Raw genomic sequence first — 26,998 nt, 5'->3', positions numbered from 1 at the left:
GCCTTGAAATATGCTTACGGAACCCGCATATGATATCAGGCTGCAGACGTTTCAGAACCTCATGCAGCATCAGATCCGGGACGTTCTGCTCGTTTCCAGTCTGTACGATCTCTACCTCTTTGAAGAAGATGGCCGGCTGTATGACCAGATCCGCAATGAATATCAGGGCCTAAGCCTGAGTCATGCTCCGGAGATCATGCGCGTATCCAGCGCGTGGGAGGCACTCCAGCTGGCGCGCGAAAAAAAATTCGATCTGATTATTACAACGCTCCACGTGGAAGACATGTCCAGCATCAGTCTTGCCAGAAAAGTGCAAGAAGCCGGCTTGAATGTCCCAGTCGTATTGCTGAATTATGACAATCAGGAATACCTGGAACTGACAACCTATCACGACACGACCGTATTCGATGGGATCTTCATCTGGCAAGGAGATTTCCGGATCATCATCGCGATCATCAAACATCTGGAAGACAGAATGAACGTGGACAGCGACACGCGCGTGGCGGGAGTGCAGTCCATCATTCTTGTGGAAGACAACGTTCTGTACTATTCGAAGTTTCTTCCCATCATTTACTCCGAAATTCTGAAACAGTCAGAGCGCTTGATCTCGGAGGGCGTGAACCTTACGCACAAATATTTGCGGATGCGCGCGCGGCCGAAAATATTGCTTTGCCGTACCTATGAACAAGCCTGGGATTACTACAAGCAATACAAGGAGTGCATTTCCGGAATCATTTCCGATGTGGATTTTTTGCGGAATGGGGTTCATGATCCTGCCGCCGGACTGGAATTCATCCGGAATGTGAAGGTGGAATATCCGGACATTCCGGTCCTGTTACACTCTACGATTCCGGAAAATCAGCCGGAAGCCAACACGCTCGGTGCCGCATTCCTTTTGAAGGATTCGCCCACACTTTTGCATGAGCTTCAACAATTTATTACAACTAACTTTAGTTTCGGCGATTTCATTTTCCGGATGCCGGACAACACGGAAGTTGGGCGTGCCACGGACCTGCCATCCCTGGAAGAGCAGCTGCGCCTGGTTCCGGATGAAAGCGTGAAGTATCACGCGGAACGCAATCACTTTTCGCACTGGCTGAAGGCCCGTACTGAATTCTGGCTCGCTCACAAGTTGCGCCCACGAAAGTTGTCGGATTATCCATCCGTCACGGAGTTGCGGGAAGACATCATCTCTTCGCTGCGCGAGTACCGCCGGCTTCAGCAGCTGGGCCAGATCACGGATTTCAGGAAGGAAAGCTTTGATCCAACGGTGAGTTTCGCCCGCATTGGAGGGGGCTCTCTCGGCGGAAAGGCGCGTGGGCTCGGGTTCTTGAATGTTTTGATCAACAATCAAAGAGTGCGCGATCAATTTGAAGGAATTCATATTGATGTTCCACCGGGTATCGTAATCGGGACGGATGTTTTCGATCAATTTTTGGCGGAAAATGATTTGCATACGTTTGCTTTAAGCGCTACGGATGACAGAGAAATCACGCGGCGTTTTGTCGCCGCCGCCAAGTTTCCCCGGAGAGTGGTTCGTGAATTAACTGAATTCCTGAAATTGATGCAGTGTCCGTTGGCTGTTCGTTCTTCCAGCCTGTTGGAGGATTCTCAATATCATCCTTTTGCCGGTGTTTACCAGACCTACATGATTCCCAATAATTCGCCGGTGATGGAAACGCGACTTAAACATCTGATCAACACAATCAAGAAAGTTTACGCGTCTACTTTTTGCCAGGCCGCAAAAGATTACATCAGAGTGACAACATACCGGTTGGAAGAAGAGAAGATGGCGGTGATCATTCAAAGAATGGTGGGGACCCAGCATCAAAGCCGTTTTTATCCGGACGTTTCAGGTGTCGCAAGATCTCATAACTATTATCCGATCGCGCCTCAAAAATCTGCGGATGGAATTGTTTCTGTGGCTCTCGGTCTTGGGAAAACGATTGTGGATGGCGGAAATGCTGTCCGGTTTTGCCCGAAATATCCCAAACAGGCTCATCCTTATTCATCAGCAGAAGAGCGTTTGCAAAACAGTCAGGACGGGTTTTTCGCATTGCAGATGGAGAACGTTACTTTGGATTCGTATGAAACGTTTGACACGCTGCTGGCCAAACATGGTCTGGAGGAAGCGGAGAAAGATGAAACGCTGCGTCATGTTGGTTCTACTTATTCACCGGAGAATGATGCAATCTATGATGGTTTGGCGCGTGCGGGAGTTCGATTGGTTACTTTTGCGCCGATTCTAAAAGACAAGATTTTTCCGCTTCCGCAGATTCTCGAGTCGCTATTGCATATTGGAACGTCCGGAATGGGAGCCCCTGTGGAGATGGAGTTCGCCGTCAATCTGTCTGTTCCACAGGGACAAAAATGCGAGTTCGGCGTGCTTCAAGTGCGTCCCATGGTGTTGTCGCGCGAATCTGAAGTCCTAAACGTGAATGATGTTATGGAACAGGACTTGATTTGCAAAAGCGGTCAAGTGCTCGGAAACGGGATTATTCATCTTCATGACATGCTGGTGGTCGATCCGGATCGTTTCGACCGTACCAAGAGCAGGGAGGTCGCGGCGGAAATCGGCTTGTTAAATGAAAAACTACTGGAATACAAGGCGCCTTATTTGCTTGTGGGCGTTGGCCGTTGGGGAACGCTCGATCCGTGGCTCGGCATACCGGTTAAGTACGATCAAATTTGCGGCGCGCGCGTAATCGTGGAAGCAGGCATGAAGGGTGTATCGATTTCTCCATCACAGGGCTCCCATTTTTTTCAGAACATTACTTCGTTCATGGTTGGCTACTTTACGATTCAATCCAATGGCTTCATTGATTGGGATTGGATCCGCAGCCAGAGAGCCGTTGAAGAACGCAATTACACCAAACATCTCAGTTTTAACCTGCCGATCGTAATCAAAATCAACGGCCACTCGAATCAGGGGATCATTCTGAAACCGGCTTAGCCATCGACCGGTCATGCAAACGGCTGAGCAAAAGTAAGGACAGGATCGATCCAATCAGACAGAGAGCCATGTCTTTCTGAGTATCCCAGACATCTCCCTGCGTTCCTAAAAATGCATCGCCGGCAGATCCGGTTGCCAGCGAGACCCACCATTCGATCAATTCGTAAAATGCGCTGAACGCAAGAACAACGCAAATCACAATGAAGGGGAGCCATTTACCGCGCACGGGGGATTTGCGCAGCAATATTTCGCGCGCAAAAATTGCCGGGAAAAAACCTTGCGAAAAGTGCCCGACACCATCGTAGCTGTTCCGCTGTAAATGATATGTGTCGCGGATCCAGTTAAACAGCGGAACCTCCGCATACGTATAGTGCGCTCCGATCAAAAGCACAATCGAATGCATCCAGATCAAAACATACACAAGATTGCTGAATCGAAACTTCTTGTAAGTAGCGGCAAGCAAAATAAAAGCGAGCATCGCCGGCGATGCTTCCAGAAACCATGTGAACAAATCATGCGGATCAATCACCGACCAGATCAGCACAGCGAAAAAGCCAAGGATCAGGAACGTCAGCAGCTTCATGATCGATTCCTTATGATTGTACCTGCTGTTAATCCAATTGCCAGTATACCGATAACAAGGATTGCAGGATGCTCATCAAAAAAGTTTTGCGATTGATTATGATCAACCATAAAGTGCAGAACCCCCGCCAGCGCGCATAGAAAAAGTCCCAGGATACCGGTTATCAAACCGATGCGACGTTTGGAAAGGAGAAACGATAGACCCGATGCGATCGTTGCCACCAGAGCCATCCCAAGAAGAACTGAGTAAGTGTCAGTCATCGCGGCCGAGAATAATCACGATTTACGGATTTTTCCCTGAAAATGATGCACTTGTTTCTCTGAACTGATCCAAGTGGTGTAGACTCTTTCCTTTTCCCAATCGACCGCCTGGATCACTACAGAACCATCTTTTTCCTGCCAGGAGATCATGTAAAGTTCGTTTCTGACTTCAATTGCGTTGTACGTCTCTTCCGCTGTCAGCCCGGGGCTCGGTCCTTTCACTTGTTCCCATCTCAATCTCTGATCTGACAGGTATTCAACCCGCACCTGAAACTCGCCGTAGTCAAACAGAAAGCTTTTTCCGATATGGTTCATATAATCTGTTACTCCCAATTTCATCACGTGGAGTCTAACACGTGCAAAAGCAAAGCCAATACTGTACAAAATTATCTCCTTGCATGAAAAAAGGTTCTTGTTGCGGGTGTTGTAACCAGCAAAAGAATTGCTACAACGATCGGAATGCCGATTGCAGCGCGAGGTTCAGTGCCGCTCGCCGTGCTGTATATATCACCAATCAGGTTTACTGCAAGCAGTGCGATAGCCAGGCGATAACCCCAGAGCTTACCGGACCAGAGCCCAACAGCAGCAAAAGCGCACGCTGCGGATACGGATTCAAGCAGGATGACTGCCCATGTTCCCATGCTATCGAAAGCAAGACGCGCGCGTGGATTGAGCCGCCACATCGATTGAAGGAAACTTTCCGGGAACAAAAGCGCAAGAACCGCTGTGAAACTGATCAACGCACCGGCGCCGAAGAAAATACTCAGAGCCGTGATACGCCGCGGTCTCGCATCAGCCATGTCGATCTCAGGACAGACGCTTTCTCAACATTGCAAAGCCGGACATTTCCACATTTCACGTTTTGAAACCACTAATTTATTGTGGCCATTGTTGTGTGCCCCTCAAAATCGGGCTAAGGATCTCCCTGTTTTCGGGGGTCAATTGCGCATAAAGTTTATTCCGGCGATCATTGATTTCGGCAAGCATTTCTTCGTTAAATCCAAGTTTGCCGGCTGCCTTCTGCTCATTATGATAAGCCTGAATTTCCTCGGCTAACTCTTGCTGGCTCATTTTTGCTTCCTGTGTACCACCGGAATTCGCAGGCTCCCTTACGATCACTGGCTTGTCCGGTTTGAAATGGTTCTTCGCATGGAATGACTCATGATAAATCGCTCCGGCCAGCCATTCAGGGGATGCCTCTCCCTTGAATTCAAAAGATTCATCACCAATTTCGATGCTGATTTTTCCGTCTCTTTTGTGCGTACCAGTTCCAATTTGTTTGTGGTGTTGGTGGTCCGCAGCGCCGGCGTGTTCCTCTTTCTTTCCAGCCACATACTTCACTTCCTGCGCCCCGGACGTGTCAATGTTGTAGTACTTGATCGTAAGCCTGATCGCTTCTTCTTTCTTGCCATCTTTGATTGCGCTACTGATTTCCTCTAGCTGAGCTTTCGTCGGTTTGGTCAAGCCAGCTGACTTGGATAAAGCAGCTTTCCGCATCGCGACAGCGGGATCGTGCGCCAAGCCTTCAGCGGTTCTTCCGGATGGTGGTGGAGGTTTTTGTGGCTCTTCTTTCTTTTGAGTGGTTTCAGCTTGCTTCGGACTATCCGCCTTGTCTGTCTCTGTGACGTGTGGAGCTGCTATCGGCGTTGAACTCTGACCCGAACCAGGGCCTTTTACTCCATTACTCATACTGTCACGATAACATAATCGCGGCGTTTGCAGGTTCTTGTGGAGTATAAGGCTTGTATGGAAGCGGATTGGATCCACGTAAAAGCAATTAACGATAAGGCTCTTCAATCGCGCTTAAGCAATTCTCGCCTTCGAAAATCCTGGAATGGTTGTTCCAGAAGTTGGATTCGCGGTATGAAAAATCGCAACTCCCATCTACGTTCCGGTTCAGCGGCGGCGGTGCGCCGTCCGCTGGAACCGGTTTTTCGCCAACCGTTTTTTCCGCCCTGTCAGAAGCCCTCGAAGACGTTTATGCTAAGCGAGGTCGAAACGGTCAAGGTTCATCACCTTGTTCCACACTGCTACAAAGTCGTGCACGAACTTCTCGTGGGAGTCCTTACATCCGTAGACTTCCGCTAGAGCCCGGAGTTGGGAGTTCGAACCGAAGATGAGGTCGACACGAGTGCCGGTCCACTTGAGTTCGCCCGTTGCGCGATCACGACCCTCGAACACGTCATTGTCTTCCGAGGTTGCTTTCCAGGTCGTGCTCATATCGAGCAGATTCACGAAGAAGTCATTAGTGAGCGTCTCTGGCCGCTTAGTGAAGACGCCGTGCTCGGACTGTCCGAAGTTGGCATTCAAGACGCGCATACCGCCTATGAGAACAGTCATCTCTGGAGCGGTCAGCGTCAGCAGTTGCGCTCTATCTACCAGCAGTTCCTCTGCCGGTACGGCGTATTTGGTTTTGAGGTAGTTACGGAACCCATCTGCAGGCGGTTCAAGTACGGCGAAAGCCTCCACGTCGGTTTGCTCCTGCGACGCATCCATGCGTCCCGGCGTGAAGGGAACGGTCACATTGGAACCGGCATTCTTCGCAGCTTGCTCGACACCTGCGCATCCACCCAGGACAATCAAGTCGGCGAGCGAAACTTTCTTCGCGTCTTTTTGCGCGCTGTTGAATTCTTTTTGGATTCCCTCAAGTCTCCGAAGCACTTTCTTCAGTTGGGACGGTTGGTTGACTTCCCAATCCTTCTGCGGCGCGATGCGAATTCGTGCGCCGTTCGCACCGCCGCGCTTGTCGGATCCGCGGAAGGTGGAGGCCGCCGCCCAGGCGGTCGAGACCAGTTCGGAGATGGACAGACCTGAGGCAAGGATCGTGCGCTTGAGAGAGGCAATGTCCCGCTCATCAATCAACTTGTGATCGACCGCGGGGATGGGGTCTTGCCAGATGAGCTCTTCGGCAGGAACCTCCGGGCCGAGATAGCGTGCGCGCGGACCCATGTCGCGGTGCGTTAGCTTGTACCACGCGCGGGCGAATGCGTCTGCAAACTGATCCGGGTTTTCGTAAAAGCGCCTTGAAATTTTCTCGTAGGCGGGGTCAAATCTCAAGGAAAGGTCAGTGGTCAGCATGGTTGGCGCGTGACGCTTCGACCGGTCGTAGGCATCCGGAATCGTGCCGGCGCCTGCGCCACCCTTCGGTTGCCACTGATGTGCACCGGCCGGGCTCTGCGTCAGTTCCCAGTCGTAGCTGAATAGGTTCTCGAAGTAGCTGTTGCTCCACTTCGTTGGCGTGGTGCTCCAGGTGACCTCCAGTCCGCTGGTCATCGTGTCACGGCCTTTGCCGGTGGCGTAGCTGCTCTTCCAACCGAGCCCTTGCTCTTCGATGCTCGCCGCTTCGGGATCAGGCCCCACATGAGAAGCAGGGCAGGCGCCGTGGGTTTTGCCGAAGGTATGACCACCAGCGATGAGCGCAACCGTCTCTTCGTCGTTCATGGCCATGCGACGGAAAGTCTCGCGAATGTCCCTGGCCGCTGCGAGCGGATCCGGGTTGCGGTTCGGGCCTTCCGGATTGACATAGATCAGCCCCATCTGCACAGCAGCGAAGGGACTTGCCAGTTCCCGGTCACCGGAGTAGCGTTTTTCATCCAGCCACGTGCTTTCAGAACCCCAGTTGAGTTCTTCCGGCTCCCAAACATCCGCACGACCGCCAGCGAAGCCGAACGTCTTGAATCCCATCGATTCCAGTGCGACGTTGCCCGCAAGAATCATAAGGTCGGCCCATGAGATTTTCTTGCCATACTTCTGCTTGATCGGCCAAAGCAGCCGGCGCGCCTTGTCGAGGTTCCCGTTGTCGGGCCAACTGTTGAGGGGCGCGAAGCGTTGCTGGCCGGAACCGGCGCCGCCGCGGCCGTCACCGATGCGGTATGTGCCGGCGGCGTGCCATGCCATACGAATCATCAAGCCCCCATAGTGACCGAAGTCCGCTGGCCACCAATCCTGCGAGTCGGTCATCAACGCGTGCAGATCCTTCTTCACGGCCGCCAGATCGAGACTCTTGAACTCTTCAGCGTAATTGAAGCCCTTACCCATGGGGTCGGACAGCGGCGATTTCTGGTGCAGGACACTGAGGTTCAGCTGATTGGGCCACCAGTCTCGGTTCGACATTTTTCTAATGATTTCTTGTTTGTTTCCTTCACCCGTTACCGGGCAATTTTTATCTTTATCCATATCTACTCTCCTTTCCTGTCAGGTTTTTTGCGAACCTGGCTCACTGGTTACTAATCGCGCTGCAAGCCGGACAGATTCCAAGAAACTCAATTCGAAATTCAAGTATCTGGTATCGCCGCAGTCTGGATCTAGGTACGAAATCAATTTCTCGCTGTGGTACGTCTTCAAGACGATTGCACCTTGTACAGCGTAAATGAGAATGCTTCGACAGATTCGCATCATACCGTGATGCGCCGCGCGTTGTATTGATCTCCAGCAGCATTCCTTCCGCGGTAAGTTGCTTTAAATTCCGGTAAACCGTTCCAAGACTTATGCGCGGCATCTCCCTGCGAGCCTGTTCATATACCCAGTCCGCAGTCGGATGGCTCATCGTTGAAGCAACAATTTCGTAGATCAGTGTTTTCTGCCGGCTCATCTTAGTATTAGTAACGATTACTACTATATCTTGACCCCTGCCGGAAAGCAACCCCTCTCACACGTTTTTTGCGGTTAGCTAATGCTTCACGCCCAGGCTTCGCAGAAATCGGCTCGATTGTATGGAACTCGATTGTATGGAAAAGGAAGATTTCCGGTCGTAAATTAGAACTTGTAGCGTAGTCCTATACGTATTTGATGCGGTAGAGTGACTGCTGCAGGAGTACCGAATCCGTAAAATCCATAAATGCTCCTGATGGCGAGCGGATAGGCGCTATTGAATACATTGAAGATATCCAATAACGCCGGTGGATTCCAGCTGGATTGATCAGAATTCTTTGAACTTCTTCCGATACTAGATTGTGCACGGTGATTGTCTCTCCTGATAAAGGATTAACGAATGGAACTGGTTCATAAACGGATTGCCCGACATCTTCCAAATTGTTTCCCCATCTACGATGAATGTAATGACGCCAAACGGAACATTTCCAGGTAAAACGCGGTCAACACCAATGGTAAATTGCCGGACGTACGGTTGATCGAGATGATGTTTTGAAATCGCATTTCTACCGACGAGCGTGAATTGCTTTACAGACTTACAGCCAATCAAGCGTACTTTAAAACTAATCCGACACGTAGCGGATCAAAATTGCAAAAGTGTCATCTACTGCGATGCGCCGGTGGGGTTTTGGTAAGAGCAAGCGATCGTTTTGTATTGTTGCGGCCGGATGCTAACAATCTCCTCGGTTGTCTTCCCAAAAAGTGCCCCGAATACCTGCTCGAGCCCAAAAACGTCGAGGTTGCTCACGCAGTGCAAGTGGGTGCCAGACGCCCCCGGTGTATCATCGTAAGTTCCATCCATCACATCATGATCGGGCCTGTGATCACTCGTATGCAGCAGCCCAAAACAGTGGCCAACCTCCTGACCATTGATGTTGTACATATCGGCGTAGGTCATGCTAGTAACGAACAGTTTGGAATTGTTGACCCAGCAGGGATCGCTGCTGAACGCAAACCCAAGGATCGGCCCTTTTGTCTCATCTGTAGTGATCACAATCTCAGGTTCAGCTAGCACCTGTTGCGGGATGTTATCGCGGCCAACAACGTAAACGTTGATCTGTAGTCCCATCGCAAGCCAGCTGGACCCATACGCAAGGATGCCATTCTTCCAGGCGTTAATTGAGTCTTCCATCGCTCGCAGATAAGAGTTTGTCAGCGGATCAAGCTCGTTTGGATCTCCACCGGAGAGCACGCCATCGTCGTTTACAATTTGGCCGTGGTTGGGTGGAATGATAAGGACGTCCAGCGGCACGCGGTTCCATTCGAACCATCTTGGAAGCTCATATACGGTTTGTTCATTTGTACTACCTTTTAGTCGAAATGTGCCGGTCACACTTCCAGTGGTGGCGACACCGGTTCCCCCGTTTTCCAAACAGTCGACAGGACCTGTTGCGGCCGCTAGAAAGACGAGCAATCGGGATGACCGATCGGGAACTTTCGCTGTGAAGCTACTGCAGAAAACACCACTCGCAATAGTCTCATCATCAACGTTCCTGAACTCGTAGATTCCTCCTACAGGCTGCCCGGACTCGTCATCAAAGGTTACAACGGCTGTCGCTTCATTGCCGAGCAAATCGAAACAGACTCCTCCTATATTGTTGTCGCAGTCCAGGATCAACACGTCTAAACCGCCCGTATAGGTCTTTTGCTCCGTTCGTGTGGCCGCCTCAGCATTCAATGGCAACAGAACCGCCACAGTCAGTGCAAGGATGATGCCCGTGACAATCTCGAGAAGATACCTCTTCATAATTCCTCCTACTCTTTCAAAAGATATTCCGGCTGCTGGAGCAGGAGCAATGAGGGAAACACCCTAAAAAAGAGAAGAATATCCCCCAAACGGCTTTGTTTATTTCACTACCTTGACGAGCAAGTCGGTAAAACTCACCGCTGAAGGAAAGCTTGGTTTCGATAATCACGATCCAATAACTCTTCGATTCTGGACATATAAAAAGTCATTACTCTTTGACACAACTCATGTTCACTGCTGTTCGGATGATTCTTCCTGATCGAATCTTGAATTGACTCATGCTCAATCGGTTCTCCGACACGCAAACGAACTGATGCAGGACGCTGTAAAACGTGACCTACCGGCATCAGACTTTCCGCACCCATCAATGCAAGTGGAACCACAAATGAGTGTCGAAATATACGCTTGCCTTCGGATTAGCCGCACCAGGATTAAATCGTTTATGCCGTCGCGTTCGCGTTCCTTCATTGAAACTTTGCTGATCAGGTTTGGCTTTCAAGATCTTGCGAATCATCTGATCCATGTTGCAGGCCAAAAAACTTTCGATTTGAGCAGACGATTTTTCACCCGTTCGCTGAATACGATTCTGGTTTATCAGCCAAAGGCGCGAGTCGAAAAATCGATTAAGAAAAAAATGAATACACGAGCCTTAAAATGGGCAGCACATCTGAAGCATCGCGGATCGACGTGGTTGCCGGCGTATGTAAGATGATTACAAAAATGAAGGTCAGACGCTGACCCGCACGCCGCAAATCGTCGATTTTTTCAGTGTGGGGAGTGGTTCAATCGTGCTTGCAGGCCTCATCAGTTTATTTGCATACCAGAAAACAATTCGGCGATTCCAGCTGATACTTAGAAAAAATACGCGTTTGCTGTTCGGCCGTCGAATGGGATCGGCTGACAGTGCGTTTCAAGATCAACGTCAAAGATGTGCTTGTCGCAGTTGATCCCCAATAGTCTCCCATATCATGCGTGTCGACAAATGTAACCAGGCCGTCTAAGAACTGAACTTTGGTAATTTGTTGCTCCTATTTTTCATGGTTTCGGGTTCTTGAATTGGCAATGAAGCAGTTACGCTGTGGGGGCAAAACTACGGATTCTTACGCCGATTTGCGAAAATGATCTCTCGAGATTAAACTGTGATCGATCAACAGGATACCCCATAACTAACGTATTTAAAGCACTGGGCCGTTAGCTCAATTGGCAGAGCATCTGACTCTTAATGACCCCGGACCTCCTCGTATCGTCGAGAAAAATTTCCGAAACCTGCGGAAAATAGCCGTTTTTGGCAGCAAAAAATGCAACCCCGCGCAACCAGATTTGGAGATGTTTCGCGCGCGTGCTGAACTGCCCAATTCAACTGACTATACTCTTCAAAGGTCAAAAAACCTCGGTTTGATTGGGTTTTAGGATTACTCTAGAATTTGGATTTTGTATTACTTGTGGACTTGAGGATAGAAAGGCTGTCCAGGGCTTCCGGCTATGTTACTTCGCTTTTACTTTAACGTAAAAGTGAAAAACTTTTGCCTTCTTCGGGTAGATGATCTTGCCGTTACGGATAACGTAAGGGCAGAAAACTTCCCGATACTTGTCCGGGTTTCGCCGAACATTTTCCGGAAGCTTTTCCACTGATAGCTTCACCTCCTTGAGGCACTGACTCGCGGTCTCGCCCCCTCAACGGGGAGAGGTCCATGTCTCGCCCGTGAAGGGGGCGGCCATGGAGCAGTGACCTAACATAAAGGTAAAAACGCACAGTGAAAGGCCCCAGAATTTATTGCCACTAGACAGCCTGTTTCATTTTATATCACTTTCCTTTCTGATTATCTAATAGTGTAGTAAAAAGACACAGAGGAGCCTCCACACCGGAAATCGTAGGTGTGAAGACTCCTCATCCAAATCACTCTTAATCCGCAACAAACGAAACGAGCTCTGGCTGCGTAATTTCTTCAGTCAGGGGTTGCTCTTCAGTGACCCTCTGAAGAATTGCGCGGATCGCAGCCTCAATTCCACTGGCCCGTTTGATTAACGCGTTGTACGCCTGCTCCCTTTCCGCCCACGTACGCTCATGGCTCTTGCGCTCCTTTTGAAGTTGTACCTTCAGCTCCTCGCCGGCTTGAACAAGAGCATCTAGCGCCTGGCGGAAAGATTCACTATTGAGATACTCGTAAATCTCCTCCAGTTTCGCCGAAAGATCTTCCCTCGTAAGTCCAGCGCGGTGCGACTCGATGATCAAAGCACGTACAACTCGGGCAAGGTACACAGCCCGTGCTGGCGCCACAACGGCAACTCCTTGGCTCCAGAAAAGATCCTTCTGGCCATTGGGAAAGACTTTTGAAACCAAGATTACATGAGAAGTCTGATGGGTTTCGCAAGCCGCGCGCGCCTGTTCAAGAAAATCGGCCCGCCATTGCAATTGATCCTTGTTTTCATAAACGATCTTCCCGGCGGGAACCAATTCGCCCCCGGCGCGATAACGAACGGTTTGCAAAACATCGGCTCCGGCCCTGCCTTTGCCTACCCGGCGGATATCATCCTCGGGAAAGGCGTTCGCCAACGAACGCACCAAGTCATCCTCAGAGAATTCGCCTTTATCGGGACCGGTGATGCGGTCAAGGCGGTCTTGGAGCTGCTTGTTTTGCGTTTCGAGCTTTTGTACCACGCTCTGCAATCCCCGTTCCTTGTCCGTGAAATCCTTCTCAATTGACTTACGAAGCTCCGCTTCCAGCGCTGGCTTCAACTTCGTAACCTCTTGCTTCACAAGCGCCTGCTGCTGCTTTTTCAGATCTTCCACTTCGCGATTCTTCTTAACGATTTCAGCCTGGAACTCCTTTTCGGCCGCGGCGCGAGCTTTCGCTACAGCTTCATCCTGTTTCTTCTTCTCTTCAGCGCGGACAGCGTCTGTTTCGGTTTTGAGCTGCTGCTTGAACCGATATTCTGCTGCGGCGATGATTTTCTGATCGTAGAGTGGTTGATGTTTCCGTAGATGCCCGATGGCTTCTTCGTTCAAGAGAACTTGCCCACACATCGGGCAATTTTTGTTAGACATAGTATCCTCCTATGTCTTGCTTTAAGAGAGTGCTCCAGAAAGGATTCGCCAGATCTCTTGACAGATCGGGCAAAAGCGGCTTAACTTAAAATTGGAAGTTTAAGTAGCTGCGTGCTCCTTCCGGGAGCACCCGGTTATTTGTTTATCTCAAAAAGGCGAACCAGAACGTCGTTATGGTGGCGGGCTGTGTTCGCTTTTTTATTTGCACAAATCTTTATGCCGTTTTAGGTTTCCTGTAATGATCACCTCCTCATAAAAGCATTGTTGTGTTATCACAAAGAAATTTTTGCCAAAGTTTCGAGGTCCTGAAGCGCCCTCTTCAAATTTCGCAACATAATTAGCTTTTGCGGATTTGCCTCGAGATTTTTCAGCTCTTCCATTGGTGCTCTCTGCAAAGCATCGGTGGCGTTTTTTACCGCCATGAATAGATCACTTCCAAGGGACGGATCCTGTGTAATCAATACTTTTTCTGCCGCTGCATATCCTTCTTTATCTAAAGCCTTTAATGCCGGCGCTTCAGCAAGAATTCGCGGAAGCTTCCGTATTTCGCGCGCACCCGTGATTTTCTGATCCGCAACCCATCGATGAAAGGACGCCTTGAAGCCCTCATCCGTTTCGAATTTCTGCCGGAGCTCCTTTTTTCGCATAACCTCGTGAAATATGGAGAACTTCCGAAGATTGCTTGGGTCCGGATGCTGTTTGAGGTATTCATCCAGCGCTTCCTGGGTCGCTAGCAATTCTTTAATTTTGGATTTACTCAGTCGAAGGTGGTTTGACAACCACTCGTATGTTTTGCCGTACCGTTTGTGCAGGTCTTTCACAAGTTGCGCTTGTTCGTAAGGGTCCCACTGAATTTTTCCGGCAACGTGCATGTCAGCAAGGATGACAGCTAGGTCCTCAGCCGAAAGCTCCTTATCAAAGATCATTGCCGGCACTGAGGCAAAGCGGGAATCATTGGGATACTGTTCTATCAAGTTTCGGAGCGAAACAACCCGGCAATTGCCCTCCCGTGCGAGGTATTTTCCGCCATCCTTCTGAACAATTATTGGCTCGCGCACACCTCCATTATGAAAGATGCTTTGCGCGAGGGCCTTTACCGGATCTTTATCCCAAAGCGCCGATTCGATCTCCTCTTGGCTCATTACGCCAGCTTTCGTACCCAGCAGATATTGGATGCGTGGATTTTTAGGGTCTAGAATGCAGTCAGATACGGGTACAGTCCCGGACTCATAAGGGACGTCCTTTCCCTGGATACGCCATGTTTTCAGTTCCATGTGGTACCTCCAAGTCTAATTTAGTACTTTTAATTTCATTTGTCAATTTAGGTACTACCGGTACTGTCGTCCGCTCTATAATTTCAAACGAACCATGCTATTCTTGGCCGTATGGCTGGCGCAAAGAAAATTAAGATTCAAACTCGATATCACATTGGAGAGTGGTACGGTAAAACATTTTCCCATCTAAGTCTCCGGGAAAAGCAATACTATGCGAGAATACAGAGCACAGCAGAGGCTGACGATCGACCGTGCCCCTTTAAATACCCGCCAGGCCAACTCTGTACAAAAGCCGGCGGTGTTTGCTCCATCCGGCTCTATCAAAAGATAGGAGAAAAAGTAACGATTGCTGCTGCCGATGATGGAATGATCAGAGCAACATGTCCATATCGCTTCCATCAAGGAAACAAAATCGTCAGTTGGATCGGCGAAGCTTTGCTGAGCACTTCTGTTCCTAAAGTCGTAAAAGAAATTCGGTTTCTGCGCGCGCTCCCTACGATCGGGCAAAAGGGTGCGGAAGTATCTGAAGTTGGAGAGCCATTAACGGAAGAACTAGAAAAGGAAGAACCAGAAAAAGAGAAAGACATAGGCAGAATAGATATGATTCTGGTTCACCCTGCCCTAAAACAACCTCTTCAGTGGTGCGCAGTAGAGATTCAGGCAGTGTATTTCTCTGGGAAGGCGTTCCGGAGAGAATTTCCGGCAATCGCAGCTCATACTCCGCCTCCTGACATTCCCTGGGCGCTGCATGGGAGACGACCGGACTATCGTAGCAGCGGACCGAAGCGGTTACTTCCTCAACTCCAAACGAAAGCCCGTGACATCAGAAGGTGGGGAAAGCGACTGGCTGTAGTTGTGGATCGCGGTTTTTTCAACGCGCTTGCACAGATGCGATTTCAAAAAGACATCTCCAATGCTGATATCGCGTGGTTTGTGGTGCGATTTGAAGAAACAAAATCGCCGATCGCTTCCATCAAGCTCGATGGAGTTTTTTACACTGAATTGGAAGATGCGGTGACAGGTTTGACTATGGGGAAAGCACTCACTCAAGCTCAATTCGAAGCAAATATTCTTGCGAAACTTAAAACCGGAAAAGAAATCATCCCCGAGTAATCAGTAGCTCAAACTGGCGTTGGTGATGGGTGTTCTTCATCAATACTTTTCGAACTGAAAAGCCATATTTTCTAGAGAGGGCCTCAACCTCGGGAGCATCATCGTACGTAGCAAGAAACTTTCCTTTGACTTTTGAGAGCAATCTGAAAAGTAAATCGTGATCGATCTGGTTGTGGAGATACAATCGACTTCCAGCACGCTTTCCTCCAATTGTGTAGGGTGGATCTACAAAGAAAGCATTATTGCACGCCTTTCCATACTGGAGCAGAACAGGAAAGGCATCCCCCTTAACAAACGTAAATCGTTCCCTATGGTGACAGATCTCCAAAATGCGCTTTGCAAGAGTTGCCGGATACCATCTTGAAGCCAAGCCTTTTCCGTTTTCGCCATCTTTCATCATGCTGGCTCCGGGTGCTAAAATGCCACCACGATGGACGCGATTTAGTATGAGAGTCCTAAATCCTCGATCGCGTAGCGTCGCATTTTTTGCGAGCGCTTCTTCTACATTTTGACGATTCATTTCAAACGAAAGGATCTTGTCCGCTAGCCATTCTCCGTCAGAAAAAACAAGTTGCCACAACGCCGCCACTTGTTCGTCACATTCACAAAGCACTGCATGATCAACCAGATTCTCAAAGACTGCTGTCAAAGCTACGATCGCTCCGCCAGCGAAAGGCTCGATAAATTTCACTGGTCGGAATGGCAGTTGCCTAAGCCAGGCTCGCACCTCTGGCACCAACCACGTCTTACCACCCGGATATCGAAATGGGCTGAGTTTGCGAACGCTGGCAACATTAACAATCCCATTTACTGAAGATTCGGAATCGGCATGGTCTTTGTTGAGAATTTCTCCAGATGATTTCTCATCCCATAAACTAAGATTTCTCATCGTATCTCATAATGTCGGTTCTGATTTTGAAGTATACACCTCATGGGAGTTGTATAAAACCGCCAACAGCAGTGGATATTCCAAAATCTTGGACGCAACGAGACCCTTTGCTTATATTCATCCTCGAACCCCTTCGCATGTAGAATTTTATGGGTAACAAAAAATATTTGCCGCAGCTTGCCACACTTCAGTTAAATCAGTTCCAGCAGACCATAGTTGAGTTGATTCTTGACAGGCCATCACCAGGTCAGGATTGTGCCCGGAACGCGATAAACCATTTATACATGGCAGACAAGATTAAGAATCTCGATCCGGCGATGGTATGGTTCCGGTGCATTACCGCGGAAGAGGAAGCTGCAACGGCGATTATGCATGCGCTTAAAAGGAAGAATTATAAGGGCGCAGATAAGCTGAACCATCGAAATCATGTTCATAAAAACGCAGTCTATCCTTTCCTAATCGCCCAGTCCCATGGAATTGAAAAACATAAGAAATGGGCTGGCCTTGAATTTTCGCTCGAACTTGTATCAGTGAAGGCCAGCAGACGATTTAGGCTCCGCGTACAAGATTTGAAAAGAAATGAGTCTTTCCTCCTGCCGGTTCCGATAGATCTAACGATCAGAAATCAGTTGACAAATGAAGTTTACGATTTTTCTGAAGAAATTGACCGACTGGTTGGCGAGAAGAGCGCAGCATCAATTTCAAAACTCGTGGAAGATCGTGCGAACATAAGAAACAAGTTACTTTACGCTTCGGCAGATGGAATTCCTGGTGTCGCGGGCGATATGAGTAGGCAAATCGCCAAATCAAAAGACAGGGTCTTTCATTTACTGCTCGTTTACTTGCTGATTGACAGCTATCCGATACAGTCCGGAGTTCAGCAAAGCCTCTTTGCGCTACTTAAGATGTTGGGCGGGTTGCCGGCTGAATCAATATTCATGTGAGCTTCTATTCATGTACCTGCAAGAAGAATTATCGCAGCGTGATACCTAGTCTCCGATATTATCATTCTTCTGTCCCTTAACGATTCAGGGCAGGTTGACCCGGTATATCGATGATACAAGCAGGTGGACTGGGTGCCGCAAATACGCTTGCGTCAGGCTTTCTACGACAATATTAGTTCTAGGACTTCCAGCGCTTTCTTAGGGTCAAGCTGATCAGCATAAAACTGACCTGTGAAATCAAGAAGGCACTCAAGGCATGCGCGGCCACAACGTTGGTGGTGTTCAGTACTGCCGCGGAGAACTTGGGCTGCCATTTCTAACCAGCTTCTGCCGAGTTGTGTGAGTTCCATGCAATGGCCTGATCCGCCAGGAGTCGTGTCGTACAATATGATTCCATGAGTGAGATTCCTGAGAGGCCTAAGCACAATACTGAGTTCACGAGCATCAATCTCCAACAACTTACTTCCTGCCAAGAGAAGAGCACGACCGAGTGAGAATAATGTTGATGGCTCCTCACCGGCAACAACATTGGGCCAATCCATTACTAGCATGTCTGTGGTTTCGCGTGCGGCGATGATTCTATTGCGAAGAATAGGAGGTGCCGGTTCATCCTTTCTCCAGCATGTTCGGTCTTTTCGTGCGCGGAAGATAGAATAATGCCCTTCAAAATCCCCTGGAAGATTGACAGCACCGCTCTGTCCTGCCTTTTCTTCACTTGTTGCGAAACCGCATTTGGTGCAAACGGCAAAGCCCACGCCAAAATCGCCTGCATTCCGCAAAAGTAGTTCGGCCTCTTCCATGTAGGACACTTGAAGGTCTTCAATCCCAGCGAATTTGTCCAGCCGCAGAGGAACCGCCGCCAGCAAGTCAATTACGGGTGTCGCCTGAACTTCACCGACCCTGTCGAGGCGACTGCCTCTTTGTGGTGGTTCCCACGCGGCGGTTGAATAGCCGAATCGCGGGAACATCAGCATTTGCCCGGAACCAGTTGGTGGACTGCCGCATTCGGGCTCCCTACATATCTGGTTTTGTGAAACGGCAAGATAAGTGTGTCCGTTGCCGCATTGAAGTGCCCAGTTTTCGAGTCCTAAGGCTCTGTCACGATTTGCATCGGTCCAATGCTTTAGTATTCCACGCGAAGTAGCCACTTTTCCGCCAACAAGCACATCGGCGCCCGGAACGTACTCACTGAGCGCTAGAATTGAAGGCCTTTCCAAGCGATATCTTTCCTCACGAATTGACTTATCTGCATTCTCATCTTTAGGAACACGTACGATGAGGCGCTGTAGATTAATCGGAAATCCGTAACGAGGCAAAAATCGGGCATCCGATAACCATTCAATAACCGGGATCTCGCATCGCTCCCTAATTTGGTAGCGGATCGCGTTGGCTTTTGCCTTCTCCGCCTTCAGGTCGCTGTCAGGTGGTTCCGTTTGAACATCGGACCACGCATCAACAAGAAATTTCACATCGTCCAGCCAGTCTCTTATTGCCTCCTTAAACTTGTGCCTCGCATTTTCGATAAAATCGTTCCAAGCACCTGGGCTGCTGATCCGATTCAACGGAGTGTTCGCAACAATGCGTACACACCGTTGATGAATAACGCCTCCGCCGCTTTTCAGCGAGTCTAGGAATTCAAGAAACAGTTCGTCATAATAGACGACGCCACCAACAGAATAAACTGGTTTGCTCTGTTCATCACTCCATCTTGGTGGTGTTTGGATGCCACACAACTTACCCATCCGACCATAAGCGTCCATCGCGCCAACAGATCCGGGTAGCAACGGAGAAATAAACTCGGCCAGTAGCAAAGCATGAATGTGTCGGCGCGCAATGCCCTCACGTTGGAGGAAAACAAGAGGGCGCCTGAGATCTGCACTCAGGAACTTGTCGAATCGGTGGAAAACTTCTCTATCAAATGCGCGCGCTCTTGCATAGGTTGCAACAATAGCGGAGCCATCGGATCGTCTGCCTGCACGGCCTGCTCTCTGCATATGGTTGGCCCGACCAGGTGGAACATTGCCCATAAGAATTCCATGGAGTCCACCGATATCAATTCCGAGTTCCATCGTTGTAGTAGATGACAGTATGTTCCGGATTCCTTCCTTAAAAAGTAACTGTCTTCGCTTGTTTTCTTCAGGGCTCAATTGGGCTGAATGCTCGTCACCCCAAAGCCCCATTCTAAAAATGGGACTGTCTCGAAGTTCGCGCCTAGCTCGCCCCCATCTAGCATCAGCATCCGCAGCTTCGGACGTTATTTCAATCAGTCCGCCCTGACATCCCTTAAACGGCATCCACCCTAGTACGGTCCTTGTCCAAAGAGTTCCGGTGTCAGGGCATCGATATACTGAAAGTGGTCGTCGTACGGATAGCTTGTCTAAAAGAATTTGGATCGCAGGACGTGACTCTCTTGGGCCAATCTGATGATCTTCTTTGCAACCTAGCCAGAAGAGATCTGTTGAGCGTGCCTTTTCTAAAAGATGACGAAAAACTGTTTCAAGCAGCGAACGAGATAGGTCATTTAAAAGTGCTTTTGGACATCCTGATTGCTGCAAAACATGATGGGTGAACCATAAACGTAACTGTCTCCGCCTTAGAGGTCGTGTCAGGTCCCCCAAAAATGCAGCTGCTCCCCACCCCGACCTATCCAGCGTCGCCCACTTTGAGTACAGCAATGACTCTCCGTCCCACAGTCGACCTTCAGATTCTGAACTCCAACCGATAACGCTGTCGGTCCGTAATGTGTCTAACAGCGCTGCGATAAAGGGAAGCCATATCTTTTGGAAGGCGTCTGAACAGCTACCCGGCATCAGCCCAAGCACTTCACTTGGCGCAGTGAGCTGATTGAGGCCGGGATAAATGATTTCAAGAAGGCCTATTGACTCAATCGAGACTCTGGTTCGCGGCGGTCTGTCAAGTTCGCGACCAACGAGGGCTTCCGCATGTTTTCTCACCTTCGCGTAGTTGTCTTCCCAGGAGCGCTGGCTCCAAGTTTCTACCTTGTGAGCGTCTCCGGAGTCGCGATCTAAGATTTGCTCCACCCCTGGTTGTTCACTGAAAAGTTTGGCAAAATCAGAAAACGGCACTCCATCCCTGGCTGCTGTGTGTTTTCTACGAGCGTCTTCCAATTGTTGCTTTATGTTTATCCGAACGGCTTCCGACCGACCCGGTTCGTGGAGTTGTTCTTCGTACCGCGAAACCTCACCTTTCCAGTAGTCAGCGGATTCTGAAGATTCGATCGTTCCCGCAACACGGGCAATGGCCGAGCGTATAAGCTGTATCTCATGCTGAGAAGTTAGAAGCGGCCCAAGCCTTGCCGCCTCACGGCGGGAATCACTAAAACACAATAGTCTCCTGGCCTTTCCGGGCTTCCAATCTCGAGTGGCATCAGCAATGGGAGGGAGTCCATGTAAAACCGTTTCAGCAAGTACCGGGATTGCAATTCGCTCAGCGCCACCCAATGGTCTGCAAGATCGATTTACATCGTTGTTTTCGGATACTGCAGAGCTCCACTCTTCGCCGCACGATGGACACTTTTGGCGGGAACATCTTTCCGGATCATAACATTTTCCTTCATGCTCAGGACATGGCGCCTTGAACAAGATCGCGCCTTCTGACCCAAACGCTGAATACTCACCGGTCACCGGATCTACGACAACAACGATCAGGTCTCTATCACTTTCCTTGGCAAGGAGGTAATATGTTCGGCTAGATGGTTCGACAAAATAGCCAGGCTCAAGGAAACCTGTTTCCCTGTTTTCGTGACCAGCTAAGGCCCATTGTCCGCAGGTCTCACATCTATGCAGCGGTAGGGTTGCACTATTGCAGAACCTACATCGATCTGTTGGTGCTTGCACGCAGCCCAGGCCGGCAAGACTATTTTTTGCCGGTCCCACACAGTTTGAGTTCAGGCATAGAGAAAGGCCTTCCGGAGAGCGAACAAGAAAGTGCAGACGATGAGGCAGAAGGGGCATCTCTCTGGATTCTTTTCTTGCTGCGGCTCCAAGTCTGAGAAGCAATGTTGTGGCCTTAGTCGAAGAATCGTTTTGATCTCCCCACAGTTCATAAGCTAAATTGCCCAGTGAAACGATGCCTTTGTGGTAAAGCAATTCCCCGAGCTTTCTGATGATAGGTGATTTAGGTAAGACGTCGTGCAGAAATTTTGCGACTATGTTTCCACATTTGATTCTTTCGTTGTTCAGGATGCGCTTATCTACTACGTGATCCAAGATCTCGCAAAGGCTATCCATAATTGCATCATCCGCAGTTATGAAATCATCAGAAGCAGAAAGTGTTGTGAGCTCGAATTCCACTCTCTTGGCCAACGGGTCAGGCAGTGGGGAATTGAGAGGTGGTGCTATCTCTTGACCGAGATCCAGTTGCACTCGCTCTCCCTTTACAACGGTCGTGGAGTCTATGTTGGTTGAAAAGATAGTCGCGGCAAAGCGTCTAAGGTCAGCTTTATCCCCTCCGAGAGTTGCAGAAGTAGCTATCTGAGTTACCTGATTGGGATTAACCTGACAGCGATCGTAAAGGCGGCGCAGCAGCAGTGTGATCTCAGCCGCGAGTGTCCCCGAATACAAATGAGCTTCGTCCAATACAACAAACCGTAAATTTTCTCCAAAAAAGCACGCATCTTGCGGACGGCACAGCATGTATTCGAGCATGGAGTAGTTTGTGATGACGATGTCCGGAACCGGCAATCTGTGATCGGTTATTTTCTTTCCGTCGTGTGATTCAAGCCCGCGCGCTTCCTGACGAGTACGCTTTCTGCACAAATTCCACTTGGGTTCGCCCATTCTGTTCGCGAAACTTGAGTTCTCAGGCGTATCGCTTGTGAAGTGGAAGACAGTGATATTGGATTGACCGACCAGCCAGTTATAAACTCGCTCAACCTGATCGGCTACAAGGGCGTTCATCGGGTAAAGGATAAGACAACTCATTCCGCCAGTTTCTGGCCTCTTTGCATTGCTCCATAATTCATTCAGAATTGGAAGAAGGAACGCTTCGGTTTTTCCAGAGCCCGTACCGGCTCTAACTACGAGAGATGCCTTCTCATCCTTTGGCGCTTCGGCAATCAGTCGAAAGGCTTGCTCTTGGTGCGTGAACAGCTTTCGAGTACGCGGAAACCGATCTGTCCGATCAAGATGTTTACAGAGTGTTTCCGAAAACAATCCTTCTTCAAACAGCCGTTGCAATGTAGTATCCGAGTTATTTGACGGGAATGCTCCTTCGACCCAAAGTTCGCTTACAAGTCCACCGTCATTTCCGTCAGCACTCCAGAGGGCTGAACATATTCTGCTCAGGTCAAGATCGCGAAGATAGTTTTCTGTTGTGGCGAGGTCCACTAATCTGGTTCGTACATCATTCACCAGCTTTAACGCGTCGACTTGTCCCATCTGCCTTTCTATCTAACTTCTCGTGTATACAATTTATAGAGAATTGATGCGACCAGATAAGCACGCCCGATGATCGTTTCTGAGATTCGTCGCAGTTCTTCATCCCTTGAACATCGGTCCAGTTGTTCCTCTTCCAACGCCTGAAGCATTTCATCAGCGAGAAACCGGAGTTCTTTTGCTTGCAAAACAACACGTCTGCTGCACTCGTATTCAAACTCTTTTAGCACCGACTCAAATTTCTCTTTGGGAAAATCATCAGGGACATCAAGAATTCTTCGGAAGGCCTGTTCGACAATCCAATGCGGTCGTAAATAGGAACGGAACCGCCAAATTAACTGGGGGCATAATTTACCTGCAGTTATCAGAGCGTTGATTCTTTCATCGTATTTGTTTAGCTGTGTAGCCCCAAAGGCTACCAGTAATTTTTCCATTATCTCTTTCCTGCTGCCTCGCCAATTCCACAGGAACGTGCGAACGACGGACTCGATTCCGTCGTCTGAGGCTATGTGCTTAAGTCCATGCTGAAGGCACTCGGATTGCCACCAGGCTTGCACGAAAGCAAAGGGAGATCTGTAAACCACCCTTTGCATCGCGGCTCTGATAGGCTCAGATAATACCGGTATTTTTAGCCAGCGCAGCACGGCGTGGATTGTTGGAGAAATTTCTCCTTGCAACAGCTTAACTATCTCATCAACACTCCAATAAGAACCGAGCCTGGCTCCTTGGAACGAAAGCCCCAGTGCCACAACGTTCTGCAAACCATTGACCCTCCAAACAAGGCCTTCATTTTCGACGTGAATACCCGTCAACGGAATTACCTGCAATGGCCTCTCTAGTTGACAATTTCTGTTCAACACTAAAAGGTTGTGGTCTGGTCCTGGATCAAGCGGCTGGCGAAAGCGAAGGAGCTCTATACGCTTGCCCAGTAGCACGTCCGAGTAATACAGCACGCATCCCCGATCCTCTGTTGATCTTGCGAGGCAGTTTTGCGGAACGTCCAGTGTCACCGCTTGGCCCCAGCCCTGCAGATCTGAAAAACGAAAGATCTGTGATCTGAGTCTTGCTGCTAAGCGGGGTCCTTCATACACCAAGAAGTCGCGCCTCCCGGAAGCATTGAAAAGCCTGCCTGTGGTCCGCCCACCCACGTTTATGGGCTGAGTTGGGTCCTGCACGTTCCATTTTGCTCTTTCACCATCTTGCCCTATCTGCATGACCGCCATTCCAGTGAGTTGTAACGCCAGTTTAGGTTGATAGCACCGAAGGCTATGGTATCGTTGTACTTCAACTCGAGTTCTTGTCAGCCCTAATGCAAGGTGAACAGACAAATCTACTGGAGAAGCCGTTTGCCATTCTTCCATATGTTTTACGATTTGAATTTTCTTGTTTCCCAGTAGCAACATTGCTTTGACCGTATCCGGTGGCAATCCTTCAACAATCAGGATCGACTTTGACCCAACCGGGATGACATTATTTTGCGGAGTTCTCAAAATAATCTTGATACGTTCCGGTGGAAGTTTCTTTCGAATGCATGGTTCCCAGAAAACCAGATCACCGAGTACCAACCGAACATTGTCAGACCATGGTGGGCTCAATCTAAAGACTTTTTTCGAGCCGATGTTTTGCCATTCGAACGCTCCTCCCATTCCTGCGATCTCTAAGTCGCAATGACATAGCAACCCGTATTCGCGGTGAGGATCCAAAAAGTCTTCGTCGGCAATGAGCATTTCGGAACGGCCGAGGTCAAATACAACGACGTCATCCTGCAGCCCTTTCAGAGTAAGGTCTACTTCTTCTAACAAATCTCCGTCTTTGGTTGATATCGTCAGCATTGTCGGTTGCAGGTTCGGACGATCTCTTAGGCTCGGAGGTTCACAAGATATTTTGTCCGAGCCAAGCCAGCCCCCATCTGGTTGAAGGATCCATCTTTCGACAGGCTTATCGTCCACGGAAAAGATAATCTGCTTGGAATTAAACTCGGCTGCCCGTGCGATTACCTGTTCGCGTTCGATATAAAGCTGAATTCGTGGTTTTTCGCCAGTTGGCCAGGAAAGCGACACTGCCTGCAGTGACTCTCCGCCGATTTTAGATTCTACGTGAGGGGTTCTTTCTTCACCAGTTCCGAGTCTTTCAATGCGGGATCTTGCCTCAGACAGAATGAAATCAATCCAATGTTCCTTGACCCATGGAGACCTGGCGAGTATAGCTCGCATCTTGTGTTCATCAAGATGCCCCTTGCGATAATCGCGGAGGTTCGACCACAGGTTTTTGAATGTTTCTGATGCCAGCTCGGGCCGCGTGCTCTCGCCCGATAACAATTGCACTGCGAAAGGAACGCCAAGACCCACCAACCATTCAGCAAGATGATTGCTCGCGCCGCGTCTCGTAAAGCCAAATTGAAGCTTGGTCGTAATGAAATACTCCTGCGTTCCTTCCCAATCGATGACGTGTCGAAGCGATAGTGCCTTTGCCCCTGAAGCGATCGCGTTCTTGAGCTCGAAGGAAGGCTGTCCTCCTGGAAAAAACCTTTTCCGTAAATTCTGTTCTTCAGGAATACACAACCGCACCACCGACCAGACAGAATCCTCAATGCTGTCTTCGCGGCAAATCTCTGCTGAAAGCACAATTAGCAAAGCCCCAAACATTTCTTTTACCGATACCGAACGATTCTCATGAATAATTGGACTCTTATCACCCTGCCAATGCTCAGGGTAATTGGGAAGCTGCGAGAACCAGTTCTTGATCCAAATAACGTCTTCTCGTGTCAGTTGCAATTCGGCAATCGACCGCGGCTTTCTAATTTGCTCGGCGCGTTCAAAGAGTAAACGAAATGCGTTCTGAATCTTAAAAGTCTCTTGCCCCTTACCTGCCCAGCAGTTGTCCCTCAGCGCAGATTGCTCCATCAATTTTCCCAGAAGTTCTATATGAAATGATAGCGCAGTTTGTCCCTTTCGTTGAACCCGTACGTCTATATGTTAGGGGTAGTGTAAAGAGAGGATTACGTTTTTTCAAATTGGTAGTCAGCCCACAAAATGAACGTCTCGTTTCGACATTTTGGGGAAGTGCTTTTAAACGTTGCAGCGAAGTCGGAATTTCCCTCGCTTTTCTGATCAAGATTCTTTGAACTTTATCGTTTTGTTTTCGTTAGCAGTTTTTTCCCATTTAGCCAGCGTGCGATCGGTTTGCCCGGATCCTCGATGATTCAATCGAATACAGATGCCCTGATTTATAGCTTTAAAATTGTCATCATCAATCTCTTTTTAAGAGATCTCCAAGCTCCTCCGGATTTACATCACTGGGCACCTTAAATTTTGTAACCCATTTACATATGGTTTCTCTAATCGCTGAAGGACCTTTAGAACTTGCTAATTCCTCCGAGCGCTGCTCGTTAAATTTTCTGAACAGATAATCCTGGATGATTTTCTCGCGATTTTCACATAAAGAAAGCGTCCGTGATAGCTCTGATGCCTCCTTGTAAACTCCCGAACGCCCATTTGCAATGATCCGCATCGCCAGATCAATTGTTCTCTTGGCTCGGATTTCTTTTTCAGCTTTCATCTTTGTAACCTCGTGCTTTTAAGATTGCGGGTTGTCAAAAATACAGAACCATTCTTCGGCATTACGACCCTCCAATTCTTTTGAAACCGGAACCCCTGCACCACTGGGCATCGTTCAACTCCGGTCGTTCTATAAAGCTCACTCATGAAGTCAGACCTCCCTGCAGAGATCCGCGTATCGAACACAGTTTGCTTCAAACACACCTTTGCTCTCCGCGCTTCCTGCCGGCTCCTGGTCATATCTATTTCGAGCCCTGCGAACACAGGTTAAGTGATTCCACAGACAGGGACTTTTGAGAATCTGTCGCAAACACACTTTTTTCAGAAGGCATGTCGCTTAAAATTCGAATTCATCCTCCGTTTGACTGGGTAATAAGAACTCCATCAACGTTATCCTGACCATAAATGGTGAGAACCACCCTGCCTCAGAGAAAGCGTTCACCGAACGATTCTCTTCAAAATTGCAGATCAGCACGTGCTTTTCAAGTCCGGCTCTTGCAGCGGCCTGTGCTGGCGTGAAGAGTGTGTTCCTTGTTGTCACAAAAAGAATGAGATCGGACTCCTGAAGATAGCCTTCCCTATACTT

The 26,998-nt window shown here is 49.1% G+C and carries 20 protein-coding genes; 4 read left to right on the top strand and 16 right to left on the bottom strand.

Features of this window, described 5'->3' with window-relative positions; genetic code table 11:
* Positions 1-10: 10 nt before the first annotated feature.
* Complete coding sequence (locus tag L0156_12115; GenBank protein ID MCI0603744.1) at positions 11-2,953, top strand: histidine kinase; 2,943 nt, start codon at positions 11-13, stop codon at positions 2,951-2,953.
* Here the strand turns inward: L0156_12115 and L0156_12110 are convergent.
* The 9 genes from L0156_12110 to L0156_12070 all read right to left on the bottom strand — a co-directional run bounded on the left by L0156_12110 (position 2,934) and on the right by L0156_12070 (position 10,193).
* Complete coding sequence (locus tag L0156_12110) at positions 2,934-3,536, bottom strand: DUF2238 domain-containing protein (GenBank protein MCI0603743.1); 603 nt, start codon at positions 3,534-3,536, stop codon at positions 2,934-2,936. The genes L0156_12115 and L0156_12110 overlap by 20 nt on opposite strands.
* Positions 3,533-3,796, bottom strand: a complete 264-nt coding sequence (locus L0156_12105) for a hypothetical protein (GenBank protein ID MCI0603742.1) — start codon at positions 3,794-3,796, stop codon at positions 3,533-3,535. The genes L0156_12110 and L0156_12105 overlap by 4 nt, the downstream gene beginning before the upstream one ends.
* Before the next feature lie 15 nt (positions 3,797-3,811).
* The gene (locus L0156_12100; protein MCI0603741.1) at positions 3,812-4,111 is read right to left on the bottom strand and encodes a MoaF N-terminal domain-containing protein; all 300 of its coding nucleotides are present in this window, start codon (positions 4,109-4,111) and stop codon (positions 3,812-3,814) included.
* A gap of 71 nt (positions 4,112-4,182) precedes the next feature.
* The gene (locus tag L0156_12095; protein ID MCI0603740.1) at positions 4,183-4,596 is read right to left on the bottom strand and encodes a hypothetical protein; all 414 of its coding nucleotides are present in this window, start codon (positions 4,594-4,596) and stop codon (positions 4,183-4,185) included.
* Positions 4,597-4,672: 76 nt separating this feature from the next.
* Entirely contained in the window at positions 4,673-5,485 is an 813-nt protein-coding gene (locus L0156_12090) for a hypothetical protein (GenBank protein MCI0603739.1), read from the bottom strand.
* A gap of 294 nt (positions 5,486-5,779) precedes the next feature.
* Entirely contained in the window at positions 5,780-7,909 is a 2,130-nt protein-coding gene (katG, locus tag L0156_12085) for a catalase/peroxidase HPI (protein ID MCI0603738.1), read from the bottom strand.
* A 103-nt stretch (positions 7,910-8,012) separates the two neighbouring features.
* Positions 8,013-8,387: a transcriptional repressor gene (locus L0156_12080; GenBank protein MCI0603737.1), complete on the bottom strand. Its 375-nt coding sequence runs from the start codon at positions 8,385-8,387 to the stop codon at positions 8,013-8,015.
* A 354-nt stretch (positions 8,388-8,741) separates the two neighbouring features.
* Positions 8,742-8,996, bottom strand: a complete 255-nt coding sequence (locus tag L0156_12075; protein MCI0603736.1) for a hypothetical protein — start codon at positions 8,994-8,996, stop codon at positions 8,742-8,744.
* A gap of 54 nt (positions 8,997-9,050) precedes the next feature.
* Positions 9,051-10,193 carry a hypothetical protein gene (locus L0156_12070; GenBank protein ID MCI0603735.1) on the bottom strand — a complete coding sequence of 381 codons (1,143 nt, stop codon included), beginning with the start codon at positions 10,191-10,193 and terminating at the stop codon, positions 9,051-9,053.
* A gap of 442 nt (positions 10,194-10,635) precedes the next feature.
* On the opposite strand from L0156_12070, the gene L0156_12065 reads away from it, so the two are divergent.
* The gene (locus L0156_12065; GenBank protein MCI0603734.1) at positions 10,636-10,905 is read left to right on the top strand and encodes a hypothetical protein; all 270 of its coding nucleotides are present in this window, start codon (positions 10,636-10,638) and stop codon (positions 10,903-10,905) included.
* 1,191 nt (positions 10,906-12,096) lie between these two features.
* Here L0156_12065 and L0156_12060 read toward each other — a convergent pair.
* Positions 12,097-13,239 carry a DUF2130 domain-containing protein gene (locus L0156_12060; protein ID MCI0603733.1) on the bottom strand — a complete coding sequence of 381 codons (1,143 nt, stop codon included), beginning with the start codon at positions 13,237-13,239 and terminating at the stop codon, positions 12,097-12,099.
* Positions 13,240-13,511: 272 nt separating this feature from the next.
* Positions 13,512-14,513 carry a hypothetical protein gene (locus tag L0156_12055; protein MCI0603732.1) on the bottom strand — a complete coding sequence of 334 codons (1,002 nt, stop codon included), beginning with the start codon at positions 14,511-14,513 and terminating at the stop codon, positions 13,512-13,514.
* A 111-nt stretch (positions 14,514-14,624) separates the two neighbouring features.
* Here L0156_12055 and L0156_12050 point away from each other — a divergent pair, with 111 nt between their 5' ends.
* Positions 14,625-15,626 carry a hypothetical protein gene (locus tag L0156_12050; protein ID MCI0603731.1) on the top strand — a complete coding sequence of 334 codons (1,002 nt, stop codon included), beginning with the start codon at positions 14,625-14,627 and terminating at the stop codon, positions 15,624-15,626.
* Here L0156_12050 and L0156_12045 read toward each other — a convergent pair.
* Positions 15,613-16,515 carry a DNA adenine methylase gene (locus tag L0156_12045; GenBank protein ID MCI0603730.1) on the bottom strand — a complete coding sequence of 301 codons (903 nt, stop codon included), beginning with the start codon at positions 16,513-16,515 and terminating at the stop codon, positions 15,613-15,615. The genes L0156_12050 and L0156_12045 overlap by 14 nt on opposite strands.
* 149 nt (positions 16,516-16,664) lie before the next feature.
* On the opposite strand from L0156_12045, the gene L0156_12040 reads away from it, so the two are divergent.
* A complete protein-coding gene (locus L0156_12040) occupies positions 16,665-17,459 on the top strand; it encodes a hypothetical protein (GenBank protein MCI0603729.1) in 795 nt (264 codons plus the stop codon).
* Between the two features lie 161 nt (positions 17,460-17,620).
* On the opposite strand, the gene L0156_12035 is transcribed toward L0156_12040, so the two are convergent.
* The 4 genes from L0156_12035 to L0156_12020 form a co-directional block, all read right to left on the bottom strand.
* On the bottom strand, positions 17,621-22,858 hold the full coding sequence (locus L0156_12035) for a DEAD/DEAH box helicase (protein MCI0603728.1): 5,238 nt from the start codon (positions 22,856-22,858) through the stop codon (positions 17,621-17,623).
* Between the two features lie 8 nt (positions 22,859-22,866).
* Complete coding sequence (locus L0156_12030; protein ID MCI0603727.1) at positions 22,867-25,758, bottom strand: hypothetical protein; 2,892 nt, start codon at positions 25,756-25,758, stop codon at positions 22,867-22,869.
* Positions 25,759-26,104: 346 nt separating this feature from the next.
* Positions 26,105-26,413: a hypothetical protein gene (locus tag L0156_12025; protein ID MCI0603726.1), complete on the bottom strand. Its 309-nt coding sequence runs from the start codon at positions 26,411-26,413 to the stop codon at positions 26,105-26,107.
* Between the two features lie 336 nt (positions 26,414-26,749).
* Positions 26,750-26,998, bottom strand: a 249-nt coding sequence (locus tag L0156_12020) for a hypothetical protein (GenBank protein MCI0603725.1), incomplete at its 5' end; no start/stop codon positions are given.

It is taken from the genome of bacterium (genome assembly GCA_022616075.1).
In the GTDB taxonomy this organism is placed as follows: domain Bacteria; phylum Acidobacteriota; class HRBIN11; order JAKEFK01; family JAKEFK01; genus JAKEFK01.
The sequence above is the reverse complement of the archived record's forward strand: the minus strand, read 5'-3'. Positions and strand labels throughout refer to the sequence as shown.

Excerpts from the sequence above, each read along its gene's own strand:
- L0156_12025 (MCI0603726.1), bottom strand. The coding sequence starts at position 26,413 with ATGAAAGCTGAAAAAGAAATCCGAGCCAAGAGAACAATTGATCTGGCG.
- L0156_12110 (MCI0603743.1), bottom strand. The coding sequence starts at position 3,536 with ATGAAGCTGCTGACGTTCCTGATCCTTGGCTTTTTCGCTGTGCTGATC.
- L0156_12090 (MCI0603739.1), bottom strand. The coding sequence starts at position 5,485 with ATGAGTAATGGAGTAAAAGGCCCTGGTTCGGGTCAGAGTTCAACGCCG.
- L0156_12060 (MCI0603733.1), bottom strand. The coding sequence starts at position 13,239 with ATGTCTAACAAAAATTGCCCGATGTGTGGGCAAGTTCTCTTGAACGAA.
- L0156_12100 (MCI0603741.1), bottom strand. The coding sequence starts at position 4,111 with ATGAACCATATCGGAAAAAGCTTTCTGTTTGACTACGGCGAGTTTCAG.
- L0156_12055 (MCI0603732.1), bottom strand. The coding sequence starts at position 14,513 with ATGGAACTGAAAACATGGCGTATCCAGGGAAAGGACGTCCCTTATGAG.
- L0156_12035 (MCI0603728.1), bottom strand. The coding sequence starts at position 22,858 with ATGGGACAAGTCGACGCGTTAAAGCTGGTGAATGATGTACGAACCAGA.
- L0156_12095 (MCI0603740.1), bottom strand. The coding sequence starts at position 4,596 with ATGGCTGATGCGAGACCGCGGCGTATCACGGCTCTGAGTATTTTCTTC.
- L0156_12045 (MCI0603730.1), bottom strand. The coding sequence starts at position 16,515 with ATGAGAAATCTTAGTTTATGGGATGAGAAATCATCTGGAGAAATTCTC.
- L0156_12040 (MCI0603729.1), top strand. The coding sequence starts at position 16,665 with ATGGGTAACAAAAAATATTTGCCGCAGCTTGCCACACTTCAGTTAAAT.
- L0156_12065 (MCI0603734.1), top strand. The coding sequence starts at position 10,636 with ATGCCGTCGCGTTCGCGTTCCTTCATTGAAACTTTGCTGATCAGGTTT.
- L0156_12080 (MCI0603737.1), bottom strand. The coding sequence starts at position 8,387 with ATGAGCCGGCAGAAAACACTGATCTACGAAATTGTTGCTTCAACGATG.
- L0156_12030 (MCI0603727.1), bottom strand. The coding sequence starts at position 25,758 with ATGGAGCAATCTGCGCTGAGGGACAACTGCTGGGCAGGTAAGGGGCAA.
- katG (MCI0603738.1), bottom strand. The coding sequence starts at position 7,909 with ATGTCGAACCGAGACTGGTGGCCCAATCAGCTGAACCTCAGTGTCCTG.
- L0156_12105 (MCI0603742.1), bottom strand. The coding sequence starts at position 3,796 with ATGACTGACACTTACTCAGTTCTTCTTGGGATGGCTCTGGTGGCAACG.
- L0156_12115 (MCI0603744.1), top strand. The coding sequence starts at position 11 with ATGCTTACGGAACCCGCATATGATATCAGGCTGCAGACGTTTCAGAAC.
- L0156_12050 (MCI0603731.1), top strand. The coding sequence starts at position 14,625 with ATGGCTGGCGCAAAGAAAATTAAGATTCAAACTCGATATCACATTGGA.
- L0156_12070 (MCI0603735.1), bottom strand. The coding sequence starts at position 10,193 with ATGAAGAGGTATCTTCTCGAGATTGTCACGGGCATCATCCTTGCACTG.